At 61.2% G+C, this 14,135-nt stretch carries 9 protein-coding genes; 3 read left to right on the top strand and 6 right to left on the bottom strand.

What is annotated here, in order from left to right; genetic code table 11:
* Nucleotides 1–68: 68 nt before the first annotated feature.
* From V8Z65_RS01365 to V8Z65_RS01375, 3 genes are all read left to right on the top strand, one after another.
* Nucleotides 69–5,285 (top strand): filamentous hemagglutinin N-terminal domain-containing protein, encoded by a 5,217-nt coding sequence (locus V8Z65_RS01365; protein ID WP_338722041.1) that lies wholly within the window; start codon nucleotides 69–71, stop codon nucleotides 5,283–5,285.
* Nucleotides 5,282–7,045 (top strand): ShlB/FhaC/HecB family hemolysin secretion/activation protein, encoded by a 1,764-nt coding sequence (locus tag V8Z65_RS01370; protein ID WP_338722042.1) that lies wholly within the window; start codon nucleotides 5,282–5,284, stop codon nucleotides 7,043–7,045. The genes V8Z65_RS01365 and V8Z65_RS01370 overlap by 4 nt, the downstream gene beginning before the upstream one ends.
* A gap of 259 nt (nucleotides 7,046–7,304) precedes the next feature.
* Nucleotides 7,305–7,838, top strand: coding sequence for a hypothetical protein (locus V8Z65_RS01375; protein ID WP_338722043.1), 534 nt, complete (start codon nucleotides 7,305–7,307; stop codon nucleotides 7,836–7,838).
* A 251-nt stretch (nucleotides 7,839–8,089) separates the two neighbouring features.
* On the opposite strand, the gene V8Z65_RS01380 is transcribed toward V8Z65_RS01375, so the two are convergent.
* The 6 genes from V8Z65_RS01380 to V8Z65_RS01405 all read right to left on the bottom strand — a co-directional run bounded on the left by V8Z65_RS01380 (nucleotide 8,090) and on the right by V8Z65_RS01405 (nucleotide 14,068).
* Nucleotides 8,090–9,355, bottom strand: coding sequence for an MFS transporter (locus V8Z65_RS01380; RefSeq protein ID WP_338722044.1), 1,266 nt, complete (start codon nucleotides 9,353–9,355; stop codon nucleotides 8,090–8,092).
* A 93-nt stretch (nucleotides 9,356–9,448) separates the two neighbouring features.
* Nucleotides 9,449–10,225, bottom strand: coding sequence for an ectoine/hydroxyectoine ABC transporter ATP-binding protein EhuA (gene ehuA / locus V8Z65_RS01385; protein WP_338722046.1), 777 nt, complete (start codon nucleotides 10,223–10,225; stop codon nucleotides 9,449–9,451).
* Nucleotides 10,222–10,914 carry an ectoine/hydroxyectoine ABC transporter permease subunit EhuD gene (gene ehuD, locus V8Z65_RS01390; RefSeq protein WP_338722047.1) on the bottom strand — a complete coding sequence of 231 codons (693 nt, stop codon included), beginning with the start codon at nucleotides 10,912–10,914 and terminating at the stop codon, nucleotides 10,222–10,224. Before ehuD ends, ehuA begins: the two co-directional genes overlap by 4 nt.
* A 3-nt stretch (nucleotides 10,915–10,917) precedes the next feature.
* Nucleotides 10,918–11,589, bottom strand: coding sequence for an ectoine/hydroxyectoine ABC transporter permease subunit EhuC (gene ehuC, locus V8Z65_RS01395; RefSeq protein WP_338722048.1), 672 nt, complete (start codon nucleotides 11,587–11,589; stop codon nucleotides 10,918–10,920).
* 82 nt (nucleotides 11,590–11,671) lie between these two features.
* Entirely contained in the window at nucleotides 11,672–12,538 is an 867-nt protein-coding gene (ehuB, locus tag V8Z65_RS01400; RefSeq protein WP_338722050.1) for an ectoine/hydroxyectoine ABC transporter substrate-binding protein EhuB, read from the bottom strand.
* Nucleotides 12,539–12,610: 72 nt separating this feature from the next.
* The gene (locus V8Z65_RS01405) at nucleotides 12,611–14,068 is read right to left on the bottom strand and encodes an aspartate kinase (RefSeq protein ID WP_338722052.1); all 1,458 of its coding nucleotides are present in this window, start codon (nucleotides 14,066–14,068) and stop codon (nucleotides 12,611–12,613) included.
* Nucleotides 14,069–14,135: the final 67 nt, after the last annotated feature.

The following is a 14,135-nucleotide window of genomic DNA, read 5'->3' on the forward strand; positions in this document are numbered from 1 at the left end:
TGCTGGTAGCAGGCTTGAAGCCCGGCCGATTGCAGATGGGCAGAGACAGGGAGATGACGCACAGGACCATGCGTACGTCTCGCCTGCTTGCCGCATCTCTGTTGATGAGCACGGCGCTGGTGCCGTTGGCCTGGGCGCAGGACATTCTCCCCTCAGACGGTCAATTCGTTGCCGGTAGCGGCACAATCACTGCCGATAGCCAAACGATGGAGATCAACCAGATCTCGCAAGCAGGCATCATAAACTGGGGTGAATTTTCCATCGGCGCAGGCAACCAGGTCCATTTCAACAATGGGTCCGGCGGAACGCTTAACCGCGTGACCGGCAACATCCCCAGCCTGATCAATGGCGGCCTGAGCGCTACAGGTAGCGTTTTTCTGGTCAATCCATCCGGCGTGGTCGTTGGGACAGACGGCGTGGTCGAAACCGGCGGTTCCTTTGTTGCCTCGACCCACGACCTTTCGGATGCCGACTTCCTCGATGGCGGCAGCATGACGTTCTCGGGCACCAGCACCGCTGGCGTGGTCAATGCCGGAACCATCCGCTCCGCACAGGGCGATATTGCCCTTATCGCTCGCGAAGTGGCCAATATCGGCACGCTCGATGCCCCCAACGGCATGGCTGGTCTGGCCGCAGGCTATCAGATTTTGCTCAAGGATACGGCCGATGCCGACGGCCTCCTGTCGGTGGAAATCGGCGGCTCCGATACCTCCGCGACCAATGCCGGCACGATAACGGCTGCCAGCGCCGAAATCCGCGCCAATGGCGGCAATGTCTATGCCTTGGCGGGAAACACGGACGATGTGGTCAAAGCGACAGGCGCCAGCACCTCCGGCGGGCGGATATTCCTGACAGCCGGCGCGGATGGTCACGTCGAGGCGACAGGCACGTTTGAAGCGCGCCGCGAGACACCCGCAGATGCAGTGTCAGATGGCGGCGACATCCTGTTGACTGGCGGCACGATCAACGCCAACGGCCGCTTCGATGCCTCGGCGGTGGGAGCTGACGGGGCCGGCGGCAATATCGTGCTTTATGCCGATGAGACGGCCGATGTCGGTGGTACATTCGGGGCACGCGGCGGCGCGGGCGGCGTGGGCGGATTTGTCGAGACCTCCTCTGCCGGCACCATCAACTATGCTGGGATCTCGGTGGACACGTCCTCTGTGGGCGGCATGGCGGGCGAATGGCTGATCGACCCCATCACCCTGACGGTGGATGCTGCTGCTGCAGCGACGATCTCGACTAATCTGGCCAGCACCAATGTCTCGCTTCAGACGACCGACTCCACGGCCAGTGGGCCAGGCAATCAGAGTGCGGGCGACGGCGACATTATCATCGATTCAGGCATAAGCTGGACCAGCGCCAATACGCTGACTCTCAACGCCTATAACAACATCGCCATCAACGCGGCCATCAATGGTCAGAACGGCGGATTGACGCTTCTCGCCTACGGTAACAGCAGCACAGACGCGGTCGGCACGATCTCGACGGGCGCTGGCGGTGCGGTCGATGTCGGCAATTTTACGCTCAACCGGGGTGTCTGGGAGCAGGTCGGTGCCGGCCTGCCAGATTTTTCCGCAAACGGTATGGATGTTAGATTCGGCACCTTCATCCGCGCCTTGGGCGGAGATGGTACCTATACAGATCCCTATGCGCTGTTTGACATCTATGGCTTGCAAGGGATCACCACCAATGACTGGCGCGGCCGCAGGTCTGGCGATGTCAGTCTTTACTATGAACTCGCCAACGACATCGACGCATCAGCGACGTCGTCCTGGAATGGTGGCGCCGGTTTCGCGCCTGTCGGTCTGCGCGGAAGCCTGGATGGAAACGGACATGGGATTGACGGGCTTTATATCAACCGGCCGTCCCAAAGCAATGTTGCCCTCGTAAGCTACTGGGAAGACAACTATTTTACCTCCGGACGAGCGCTGGAAATAAAGGATCTCACAATCACCAATGCGACCGTCACTGGCGACAGCCAGGTAGCGATCCTGGTCGGCGACACAGGTGGTGCCGAGGCTCACAATATGTCGAATGTCGCTGTCAGTGGCACCGTCCAGGCGAATAGCTGGGGTTCAGGCGTAGTGGCCAGGTATCACGGTGGCATTGATCAGTCGATCATGACCAATGTGCATGCCGATGTATCCGTTACGACAACGAATGGAGGCGGTGCCGCTGGCGGTCTGGTCAGCATCATGAGAGAAGGCCTGACTATATCGAATTCCAGCTCAAAAGGGACCATTAGCGGAGGGAACGTCGGCGGATTGGTGGGAACCGTCGACGACGACAATAACAGGATAGAAAACTCCTATTCGACGGCGACAGTTATCGCTGATGGCGCCTTCAGAGAGGCCGGCGGACTGGTTGGTGAAGCCGAGGACATTGCGATCAGCAATTCCTATTTCGCCGGGCAGGTACTCGGCACCAATGGTGCTTCCGCTGGCGGTCTTGTGGGTCAGGCCGACAGAAACACGGTCATTGAGAACGCCTTTGTGACCGGGCTGGTGGAGGCCGAAGGCGACGTGGGTGCGCTGGTCGGCCAAGCCGCTGATAACAGCGTATCCATAACCGACTCGACCTGGGACACGGATACGACCGGGCAAAGTGAGGCGATTGGCTATTCGGGTTTCTCTACGCCGACGGTGACCAATACGAACGGCCTGGCGACATCGGAAATGCAGGGCACGCTGGCCTTGGACGGCGTCTCTCTGGATAGCGGCATTTGGGGAACTGGCAGCGGACTCTATCCCTATTTCAACTGGGAATATGCAACAGCGCCTGAGGCGATTTCCGGCACGGTCTATACCGATGCGGGCAACACGGCCTGGTCTGGCGCAGGTATCGGCGCGATCTCTGGCGGCAATCTGCTTGGAACCGCAAGCACGGGGGCGAATGGCTATTATTACATCCTGACCCCGTCCGGCTCCATCGATCCGTCCGGCGCGCTGGCTTTTCTCGACGGCGAAAGCACGCAAGCGGCAGCCTTTGGTGACAGCGTCTCGGGCACGGGGATTGCCGGGCTCGATATGTATGGCACGTCGCTCAACCTCGTCACTGGCTCGGCATCCCTGTCGGGTACCGTGGCGGACCTTTCCACAACGCTGGGCAGCTATAGTGATACCGATCTCGACTTCATCGACGCAAGCGCGACGCAACTTACGACCAATGGCTACGGGCTCTATGTCGAGGCGGCGACGGATTACCTGCTGGATCAGGACCTGACGTCGGGCGGAGACTTGTCGCTGACCAGCGGTGGCGCCTTCTCGATCGATGCCGACCGTGCATTGAGGTCGACCAATGCCGGTTCGATCCTGCTCAACAGCGGCATTATCTGGAATGGCACCGGCACGCTGACGCTGACCTCCGACGACGATATCGCGCTCAACGCCGCCATCGACGGCAAGAATGGCGCGATGACGCTTGCGGCATGGGGCAATGGCAGCAGCGACGATGTCGGCACGATATCGACGGGTACTGCGGGCACCGTCGATATCGGCAGCTTCAGACTGAACAGGGGCACCTGGGAGCAGGTCGGAACGACCCTGCCGGCCTTCTCGGCCGATGATTTCAACCTGGCAAGTTCCGCCAATGCCACCTTCATCCGCGCGCGCGCGGGCGACGGGACGATTGCAAACGCCTATCAGCTCTTCGATCTCTATGGCCTGCAAGGCATGACGGTTCGGGATGCACGAAGCAATGATTCAGCCGACTACGGCGTGAATTATCAGCTTGTCAGCGATATCGATGCCTCGGCGACCGTCAACTGGAATGGCGGCGCCGGGTTCGCGCCCGTAAACCTGGGCGGAAGTCTGGACGGAAACGGACACACCATTGACGGCCTCTTCATCGACCGCCCGGGCAGTTCTGCCGGCCTTATCTCTTATTGGAGCGACAGGGCTGTCAGTGACGCACCGGACGTGGAAATCAAGGACCTGAATGTCACCAATGCCGATGTGACCGGGAGCACCGCCGGAATTCTGTTTGCGGAGCAAAGCTGGGGCACCCAGGCAGCACACAATCTTACCAATATACGTGTCAGCGGCTCGGTGACCGGAACCACGGCGGGCGGCGTCGCCGGATCGGCCGCGGGCAATTTCGACGGTGTCCGCGGCCAATCCACGGTCAGCAATGTTCATGCCGATGTGGCGGTTTCTGGGGGAGCATTCGGACGGACTGGCGGACTGTTCGGCGACGCCAACGAACATCTCACGATCGTCAATTCAAGCGCGACGGGAACCGTCGATGGTGGTTCCTATGCAGGCGGCCTCGTCGGCTCCACGTATGACGATGTGACGATCAGGGACAGCTATTCCACCGTAGCGGTCACCAGCAACGACTTGGCCGGCGGGCTGGTGGGCTACGCGTCAGGCGGCCTTGAAATATCCAACGCCTTCAACGCCGGAAATGTGCGGGGAACATCGGCTGGCGGCCTGGTTGGCATGGGCGCTTCCAGCGTCGGGATTGCCGACGCCTATTCGTCCGGCACCGTGACCGCCACGGGAGGCAGCGGCTATGCCGGGGGCGTCGTCGGCTATGCTGATCGATTTGTAGATATTCAGACCACCTACGCCACCGGCGCGGTGACCGGCGCCACCGCAGGCGGCCTTGTCGGCGCCATGCAGGCGGCGACCACGAGCATCACCAACAGCGTCTGGGATGTCGAAACAAGCGGCCAGGCGAGCGCTGTCGGCAATGCCGGCCTGGGTACCATCAGCAATGTCGATGGCGCGACCAGCGCCGAGATGAAGCAGCTCTCGATCTTTACCGGCCACGGCTTCGATGTCGATGACAAGGGCGGCACGGGCGCGATCTGGCGCATTTACGAGGGTTATACAGCGCCGCTGCTGCGCAGCTTCATGACCGGCCTGACGATAACGGGAGGGGATGTTGCCAAGATCTATGACGGCAGTGCGACGAGCACCGATGTCGGCACGCTGATCTATGATCCTGCAGGTCTCGATTCCTCACTGATCTTCGGTTCACCCCTCTATCGCGCATCCGGTGCCGAAATCGGCCGCTATAGCGGTGCCGATCTAACCCTGGACGGGCTCTATTCGAACCAGTTCGGCTATGACATTTCATTCGCCCCCGGCACGCTGATGATTGTGTCACCAGTCAGTCCACCCAATGTTGATCTTGAGCGGAACCGGCTCATGGACGCGGCCACGTCGGGAGATGGATCGCCGGAATGCGATCCTGGCGTCATCGGCGACGAGCAGATGCCCGCCACCTATCCCTGCAATGTCCGCTACGGAGAGTATCTGCGCGCGGAGGCCGAATGAGCAGGCTCGTCCCAAGCCGGGCTATTGCTGCCGTTGTCCTCGCTGGCGCATTGATCGCGCCGGCCGAGATCAGTGCGCAGACAGCTCTTGAGCGCAATTTACCCGCGCGCGACGCCGCCGATCCGGTCTCTCTGGATATCGAGGCGCAAACGTTTGGCGCGGCCGACGACACCCCGCTCGGGGTCGATCTGGTGGGAATCCATCTGATCGGGCTCGACGAGGCTGTAGCGGCGGCGCCCCCCAGGGGCATTAGCGGTTCGCCACGTGGAATTGATGCGCCAACGCTTCAGGCCGCCTTGTTGCCCCTGCTGGACCAACCATTATCATTGGCGTTGGCGGGTGAGGCCCAGGCGGCCATTGCGCGGGTTTACAGGCAGGCGGGCTATCCCTTCGTTTCCGTGACACTGCCACCGCAAGAGGTGACCGGCGGCGTTTTGCAGATCCGCGTCATCGAGTTTAGCGCCGGCGATGTGGCGGTTTCAGGGGTCGATCCGGACCATGCGCTGGATGTCGTTTCCGCCCTCAGGATCGCCAGGGGCGAGCGCATCGATGCGCGGGCTCTCGAAGAAGACCTGAACTGGTTGAGCCGCTCGCCCTATCTGCAGGCAGAAGGCGTGTTCCGCCCCGGCGAGACCACGGCGCTCAGCGATCTCAATGTCAATATCGTCACCAGCAGGCCCTGGCAGGTCTCCGCTGGTTGGTCCAATTCCGGCTCTGAGGATACGGGCCGCGATCGCTTTTTCCTGGGTTTGGCTGCCGGGCTGCCGGTGCCGGACGGCCCCTGGGGCTCCTATCAATTGACCACAAGCGATGACATCTGGCGCAATCCAGGCATCATCGTGCCGCAGGCGGGAGAGTTTCCCCTCTATGTCAGCCATGCCGGGCGACTGACGATCCCCACATTGCCGCGGCAAAGCCTGGAGATTGCGCCCACGATCGTGATGACGCGCAGCGAGCCCAACGCGTTCATCGCTTTTGAAAACACCACGCTTGAACTGCCCGTCATCTATCGCTCGGCGGTTTCGAACCTGCTTCCGGGCCGGTATTGGGGCGATATCTATGGCGGCGTTGAATTCAAGCATCTCCAGCGCGCGACCTACTTCAGCAATATTCCGGTCGCCAAGGGCGACGCGGATCTGTTCCAGCTGGTCCTGGGCTGGAATCATCGCCTTGCCGATCCCTGGGGGCAAACCGTTCTCGACTTGCGCCTCAAGGCCAATCCCGGCGGCGTGCTCCAGGGCAATAATAACGCCAGCTGGCAATCGTTCTCGAACGGGCGGGTCAATGACGCGAGCTATGCCTATCTTGCATTCGATATCAGCAGGACAACGCCACTGCCGGGGAGATTGGCCTGGATCAGCACTTTGTCCGGAACGCTGGCCGGTCAAGCCCTGCCGGATACAGAACGGCTGTCTCTAGGTGGACGCTTTGCCGTTCGTGGCTACGACCACGACGATGCCAGCGTCGACAGCGGCGTGCTCTGGCGCAATGAATTGCGCTTGCCGACCATCCCGCTTACAGGTGATTTGCAAGACCTACCTGCAAGCAACATCTCTCCTTACATCTTTGCGGATATCGGAACGGGTATTGACCAGGCCAGCAAGAACAGCACGACGCTAGGCAGCCTGGGGGCGGGTCTCGATCTGTCAATCGGTGAGACCTTCTCGGCCAATGCTTTTACCGGCGTAGCGCTGATGGACACTGACACAACCAAGACCGGGGACTGGAAGCTGCAGCTATCGGTTACGGCCCGGTTCTGAAACGCTACCCGACGCGATTTCGCCAGTACCGAATTTGTTGTGTCGCATGCTCCCAGTGCCGGTCGGCAACGGCTTACCTGCCCTGGCTATGGTCCATGGATTAACCTGGTCGCCTGATGCACAAGTCGCGACAGATGTGTCTTAGCCTCGTGAATGTTTGTCATATCACGAGATTTTCTGTCTCTCGGCGAAGAAATTCACCGGGCGTTAAGGCTAATAATTTCTTTATGGCGCATTCATTTTGAGTTGGGGGAATATCATGATCCGCGCCGTTACCGTTACAACTGCCTTGCTGCTGTCTAGCATCTCGTCGATTGCTGCTGACCTCTACGTGCCAGTGACGCCCCAGCCAATCTACGAAGCCGGAGGCTTTGACTGGAATGGCTTTTACATCGGCGTGCATGCCGGCGGGGAGCAGTATCGCCTGGCTTCATTCGCCGTACTCGGCGGGGTGGTGGGTTTTAACTACCTGGCCACGGATTCGCTGCTCCTCGGTGTCGAAGCCACCGCCGATTACACCTGGAACAATGCCGGAAACGGCGTCGATCTTTTTGCCAATGCGCGCGCCGGCTGGCTGGTGACGGACCCGGTGCTGGTCTATGCGCTGGCCGGTGTCGGCTCGTATACCAGCGGTGGCAATAGCGTGAACCTTTATCAGTTCGGCGGTGGCGTGGAGTTCGCCGTTGCTGATCAACTGACGGTCCGTGGCCAGCTTACCGGCGAAGGCAATTTCGGGGGCACCCGGCTCTTCAATGCCGCCCGCGCGACAATCGGTGCAGCGTTCCACTTCTAGAGCGTTTCAACGAAGCGGTGAAATGCTCTAGGCGGCAGGCCGCGCCAAGGCAAAAGGGCGGTTGATGCCCGATCAATAGTGGTGGCCCGGGCCTGAATTGCGTGCATCGCAAGGCCCGGGTCATCCATATCGGCGCGCAGGACCGGGACGCGACGCCTACCAAGGCATGGCGCGAACGCTGACGTCTATCATTTGTGCTGGCCCGGAAAAGACAGATTTGTCTCGCTTCTGTGCGGAAAAGCCGGGCCCATTCAGTTTGGCTCGGTGACGACCAGATCGCTGAGCTGAACCGCGTTTTCGTCGCCGACGACTGCCACGGGGGCGCTGGTGCCAAGGTCGAAGGTCTGTTTTTCCTCGGTGGGTAGGCCTTCGCGGCGGCTGAGCCGGAAGCTGACATAGCCGATCAGCGCGATCTGGATCAGGGCATTGGCCAGGAAGAAGCCAGGCTGGCCCAATAGTTCGATGGTGGCCGAGGACAGAATCGGCCCTATGGTCGATCCGATCCCGTTGAGGAGCAGCAGGCCGGCAGAGATTTCGACATAGTCGGCGCGATCGGCAAAGTCGAAGACATGCGCGGCGGCAATGGCATAGGCAGGCAGCAGGCCTGCCCCGAAAGCACCGCCCAGGGCAAACCAGACAAGACTGGTCTCGGCCGTCAGCCAAAGCGCGGCGCCCACCGCGGCGCAAATCAATGCCAGACCGATAAGAACCTTGCGTCGGTCTATCCGGTCGGAAAGCCTGCCGGCCGGCACCTGCGCCAGCGCACCGCCAATGACGGCGGCGCTCATGAACCAGGCCGCATCCCCGATATTGCCGCTCACAATATTGGCATAGGCAGGCGCCAGGGCCCAGAACGAACCGGTCGCCAGACCGATGAGGAAGATCGCTATTGTGCCCGTCGGCGAGAGGCGAAACATCCGCATCGGTCGGAAACGGACAACGGTAATCGGCGGTGGCTGGCTCGAGCGGGTCAGGGCGATCGGAACGGCGGCAAGCGAGACCAGAACCGAGGCGATGGAAAACAGGATGAAGGAGGAGGGCTGGAACAGCGTGACCATCATCTGGCCAATGGTGATGACGGTAAAGTTCACCGTCACATAGGTCGAGATCAGGGCGCCGCGCGTTTCATTGGTTGCCTGGTCATTGAGCCAGCTTTCGACCACCAGGTAGAGCCCCGCCAGGCAGAAACCGGTAATCATGCGCAAGATGACCCATACGCTGGCATCGACGGCCATGGGATAGCCAAGCGCCGACGCCGAGGCGATCGCAACCAGGGCGGCAAAGGTGCGGATATGGCCAACCCGCATGATCATCGAGGGGGTGAAGGTGCAGCCGAGCACAAAGCCGAAGAAATAGCCTGAACCGAGCAGGCCGAGCTGAAAGGCGCTGAAACCTTCGATGCCGCCGCGGATCGGTAGCAGCATCAATTGCAGGCCATTGCCCATGATCAGGAAGGCCACGCTCAACAGGATCGAGAACGCGGCCAATATCGGCGCTGGCTTGGCAATGGCGTTCACGGCGATTGGCTCCTGTCCTATGGAGGTGTGAAGAGGCGAAAGCGTAAAATCGGCCTTTACCTCCCACACACACTGCCCGACTGGGGTGCCGGGCTAATCGAGCACCGCCTGCAGGAATTCGCGGGTGCGCTCCTCGCTGGGATCGGTGAACAGCTCTTCGGGCGCGCCTTCCTCGCGAATCCGGCCCTGATCGAAAAAGCAGACACGGTCCGAGATTTCGCGGGCAAAGCGCATTTCGTGAGTTACCAGCAACATGGTCAAGTCATGCTCATGGGCCAGCTTGCCGATCACGTTGAGCACTTCCCCCACAAGCTCGGGGTCGAGCGCCGAGGTCGGCTCGTCAAAGAGCAGGATATTGGGCCGCATGGCCAGGGCCCGGGCAATGCCTACACGCTGTTGCTGGCCGCCCGAGAGCTGGTGCGGATATTTCTGCGCCTGATCGGCGAGGCCCACCAGTTCGAGCAGGTCTTCCGCACGCGCCCGGGCTTCCTGTTTGGACAGGCCCAGCACCTTAACCGGCGCCTCGGTAATATTGCGCAGCACCGTCATATGCGGGAACAGGTTGAACTGCTGGAACACCATGCCGAGCTGGGCGCGCATCTTGTGCAGATGCGCCTCGCTGGCCGGCTTGAGCGAGCCATCCGGGCCCTTTTCGTGCCAGAGGGGCTCGCCGTTCACGGTCACAACCCCGCCATTAATGCCTTCAAGCGTCATCAGAATGCGCAGCACGGTCGACTTGCCCGAGCCCGAGGGCCCGATGATCGACACTTTCTCGCCCTTCCTGACCTCGAAATCGAGCTCGTTGAGCACGGTGAGATCGCCGAAGCGCTTCACCACCTTATCGAATTTGATGATCGGTTCGTCACTCATTTCAAGGGAATCCCCTGCTTGGGCAGCCAGGTGTCGAGCAGGCGCACGCCGGCCGAGGCCACCAATGTCATGATCAGATAGAGCGCGCCGACCATGGAGAGCGGCACGAGATAATCGAAGGTCCGGTCGCCCACGATCTTGGCGACATTGAGCATTTCGAGCACGGTCACGACCGAGAGCACCGGCACGTCCTTCATGATCGAGACGAGATAATTGCCCATGGCGGGGATGATGCGCGGGATCGCCTGCGGCACCACCACATGGGTAAAGGTATGGGTGGCCGAAAAGTTCAGCGCGCGTGCCGCTTCGCGTTGATCGGTCCCGACGGCCTCGAGCCCGGCCCGATAGACCTCTGAGGTATAGGCGCTGTACTGGATGCCCAGCGCCAGGGCGCCGGTCAAAAAGGCCGGCAGGACAATGCCGTATTCGGGCAGCACGTAGTAGAGAAAGAAAAGCTGTACCAGCAGAGGCGTGTCGCGGATGAATTCGGTCACCACCCGCGCCGGCCAGGCGATGAGGCGCGAGGGTGCCGATTTCAGGACGGCCCAGATCAGCCCCAGCACCAGGGCGACGCAGAAGCCCAGCACCGTGGCCTGGATGGTCACTACCATGCCGGTCAGCAGGATCGGCAGGATGGACAGGGCAAAGGCGAGGGGACTGGAAAGGTCCCATTCATATCCAAATAGCATGGGTCAGCTCCCTGCCGTGCGCCAGCGGCTCACATAGGCCTCCAGGCCCCGCATGATGACGGTCAGCACCAGCGCCATGCCGAAATAGGTCAAGAGCAGCATCGAATAGATCGTCGTGCTGTCCTGGGTGAAATTGCGGATCTGCTCGGCGCGGAAGGTCAGGTCTCCCAGGCTGATCAGCGACACCAGCGCGGTGTCCTTCAGGTTCTGCACTGCCAGATTGCCGAAGGATGGCATCATTTCCGGCACGGCCTGCGGAATGGTCACAGTCCAAAGGGTCTGGCGCGGCGTGAAGTTCAGCGCCCGCGCTGCCTCGTGCTGGTCCTTGTGCACCGCCTCAATGGCGCCGCGCACGACCTCGGCGCCATAGGCGCCGATATTGAGCCCCAGCGCCAGGACGCCGGCAACCACGGGCGGCAGCCTCAGGTCAATCCCGATGGCCATGCCGGCAATGGGCAGGGCGAAATAGAGCCAGAACAACTGCACCAGCAGGGACGTTCCGCGAAACACCTCGATATAGGCGACCGAAACCCCCTTGATGGCCCAGTTGGACGAAATCTTGCCGATGCCGAACGCGAAGGCCAGTATGGCCCCCAGGACGGTCGAATAGACCGTTAGCTGTATTGTCACCCAGGCCCCCTGCATCAGGGGCGGGAGATATTCGGTCCAGTGCATGTGTCAGCTTCCGTGCAATGGTTGAAACGCGCCGAGGGCGGGCGCTGCAGCACCCGCCCAGAAATCGGCCTGTGACGCCGGTTTATTCGGCGGCGCAGAGCTCTTCGGTGGTGCGCTGGCCCGATCCGTCGACATCGGACTGGGTGAAGCCGTAACCCAGAAGGGTCTCGGACCAGTCCTCGGTCTGCTTGTATTCGGCAAGGGCCTCGTTCACGGCGTCGCGCAGGTCCTCATTGCCCGAGGCAAAGGTGAAACCGCCCCAGCTGCGCACTTCCTCGCCGTCGATCACCGGGTCGGTGAACTCACCGGCCACTTCCACGCCGTCATTCTGATCGGCAAGGCCGCTGGCGGTGAGGCTGGTGGCCGCATAGGCGTCGGCCCGGCCGGTCGAAACGGTCGAAATGGCATCGGCATTGGCCGCGATAGTGACGAGATTGGCTTCGTCCACGCCCAGCTTCTGCATCATTTCGAGCTGGTCGGCGCCTGCCATGATGGCGACCTTGAGGTCGGGATTGTCGGCAAAATCCGAATAGGCATGGATATCCTTGGGATTGCCGGCGGCCACCAGAAGGCCCTCGCCATAGGAGGTGTTCGGCTCGGAAAAGAGCACCTGCTGGCAGCGGTCAGGCAGGATCGCCATTTCGGCGGCCACCATGTCGAAGCGGTCGGCCTGCAATCCCGGGATCAGCGAGGAGAAATTGGTGGTGACCCACTCGATATTCTCAACGCCCAGCTTGTCCATAATGGCCTTGGCCACATCCGGGCCGGCACCCTTGGCCTCGCCGCTGGGATCGACATAGCCGTAAGGAATTTCATTGGCCACGGCGATGCGGATCGACCCGCTTTCCTGGATCTCTTCTAGCGTGGCAGCGCTGACGGCGGTGGAAGCCAGAGCCGAAGCAGCGATGGCGGACAGCGCCATGACTGCGGCTTTTCCGAATTTGGTCATGTGTGTTCTCCTCATTTCTGTGTCTTGGGGCGTTTGAAACCGGCTGCTGCCCATCCCGCAGCCGGCCGTGGATCAGGCGGCCGCGTGCAGTTTTTGCTGCGGCGCGGTTGCCCAGTCTTCGATCAGGCCCTTGTGCAGGGCCGCGATAGTGGCTTCGAATTGATCGGGTTCGACCAGGACCTGCAGGTCGACCTTGCGCAACAGGTCGTGCATGCCCAGCGGTTCGATGCCCGCGGCCGAAAGGGCCTGAATGGCCTGAGTCAGCACTTTGGGGGATCGGAGGTCCCGGCCAATGGCCGAAACCAGCGCGATCTTGCGAAGCGAAATGTCGGCGGTAGGGAAGGCCGTGGACAGGTCCGCCTCGACCCGCTTGATCGCCTTCATCGAGCCCTTGAGATAATGGGTGATGGTATTGGCATTGGAGGTCTTGGCGATGATCCAGACCTTGTGGCGTTTCAGCGCCTCCAAGATCTCGGCGTCATAGCCCTTCACCCCGACCATGTCCTGGTCGTAGAACTCGAAGGCATAGACTTGTCTGAGACCGGTCACGATCTCGACCTGTGGCGACTGCGCCGCCAGGTCGGAGCGGATGACCGTGCCGGGATGCTCGGGCTCGAACGCGTTCTTCACCCGCAGCGGAATGCCAGCTTGCCGGAGGCTCTTGGCGGCCCGAGGATGGATGGCTTCCATTCCCATATTGGAGAGCTGGTCGGCCACGTCGTAATTGGTCTCGCCGATGACACGCACGGCCTCGGGCGATACCAGCCGCGGATCGGCGCTCGAGAGGTGGAACTCCTTGTGGATGATCGCCTCGCGCGCTCTGGTCACGACCGTCAGCCGCGACAGTGTCACCTCCGAATAGCCCCGGTCATAGGTGCCCATCAGCGCTTCGCTGCACTGGGCGTAGCCGGTCACGATCGGCAATTCGGTGCTGAGATCGACATCGGCCAGCGCGCGCTCAATGGCTTCGTCTAGCGTGTACTGCCCCTCGTCGCGCCAGCCGGTGAGATCGATCATCCGTGCCCTGACGCCATTGAGATTGAGCAGCAGGGCGGTGTTGAAGGCCGAATGCGCCTCGCCCAGTGAGGCCAGCATTTCGCGTACCGTAAGAAGGTGCTGCCCAAGCTGAAAGTGACCGAACGAGCAGAGGCGTTGCAGGTCGATGAGACAGGAGCGGACGCCTTCGATGCGCTCGCGCGCAAAGCGATTGGCCGATTGCCGCGCACCTTCGTCGGCAAAGATGCGCTCATTATGGGAAAACATCTTCTCGGCCACGGCGCTGAGCTCGTCACCCCAGCCCCAACCGCTCTCGGCGCTGGCAAACAGGGCATAGACCCCCGGCTTGCCCGATTTCTTGTGTTCGAGCAGGTCATCGGTCATCCCCGCATAGGCCGAAACCACGAAGATGCGGTTGTAGAGCTCGGCACCGCTTCGATCGCCGATCAACACGGTTTCGAGCAGTTCCTTGGTGCGGGACATCGAGGTGCCGCCGATCTTCTCGACGGTATGGCGCGGGCTTTCGATAGTCATGAAGTCTCCGACCGCTCCCTGGTCAGGGAGCGGAGCCATTGTTTTGGTTGTGAGGGTTTCAAAACCG

This window comes from Devosia sp. XK-2 (genome assembly GCF_037113415.1).
GTDB lineage: Bacteria > Pseudomonadota > Alphaproteobacteria > Rhizobiales > Devosiaceae > Devosia.

What these genes read in the sequence shown, in the direction of transcription:
- V8Z65_RS01365 (WP_338722041.1), top strand. Translation starts at nt 69, where the DNA reads ATGCGTACGTCTCGCCTGCTTGCCGCATCTCTGTTGATGAGCACGGCG.
- V8Z65_RS01370 (WP_338722042.1), top strand. Translation starts at nt 5,282, where the DNA reads ATGAGCAGGCTCGTCCCAAGCCGGGCTATTGCTGCCGTTGTCCTCGCT.
- V8Z65_RS01375 (WP_338722043.1), top strand. Translation starts at nt 7,305, where the DNA reads ATGATCCGCGCCGTTACCGTTACAACTGCCTTGCTGCTGTCTAGCATC.
- ehuA (WP_338722046.1), bottom strand. Translation starts at nt 10,225, where the DNA reads ATGAGTGACGAACCGATCATCAAATTCGATAAGGTGGTGAAGCGCTTC.
- ehuD (WP_338722047.1), bottom strand. Translation starts at nt 10,914, where the DNA reads ATGCTATTTGGATATGAATGGGACCTTTCCAGTCCCCTCGCCTTTGCC.
- ehuC (WP_338722048.1), bottom strand. Translation starts at nt 11,589, where the DNA reads ATGCACTGGACCGAATATCTCCCGCCCCTGATGCAGGGGGCCTGGGTG.
- ehuB (WP_338722050.1), bottom strand. Translation starts at nt 12,538, where the DNA reads ATGACCAAATTCGGAAAAGCCGCAGTCATGGCGCTGTCCGCCATCGCT.
- V8Z65_RS01405 (WP_338722052.1), bottom strand. Translation starts at nt 14,068, where the DNA reads ATGACTATCGAAAGCCCGCGCCATACCGTCGAGAAGATCGGCGGCACC.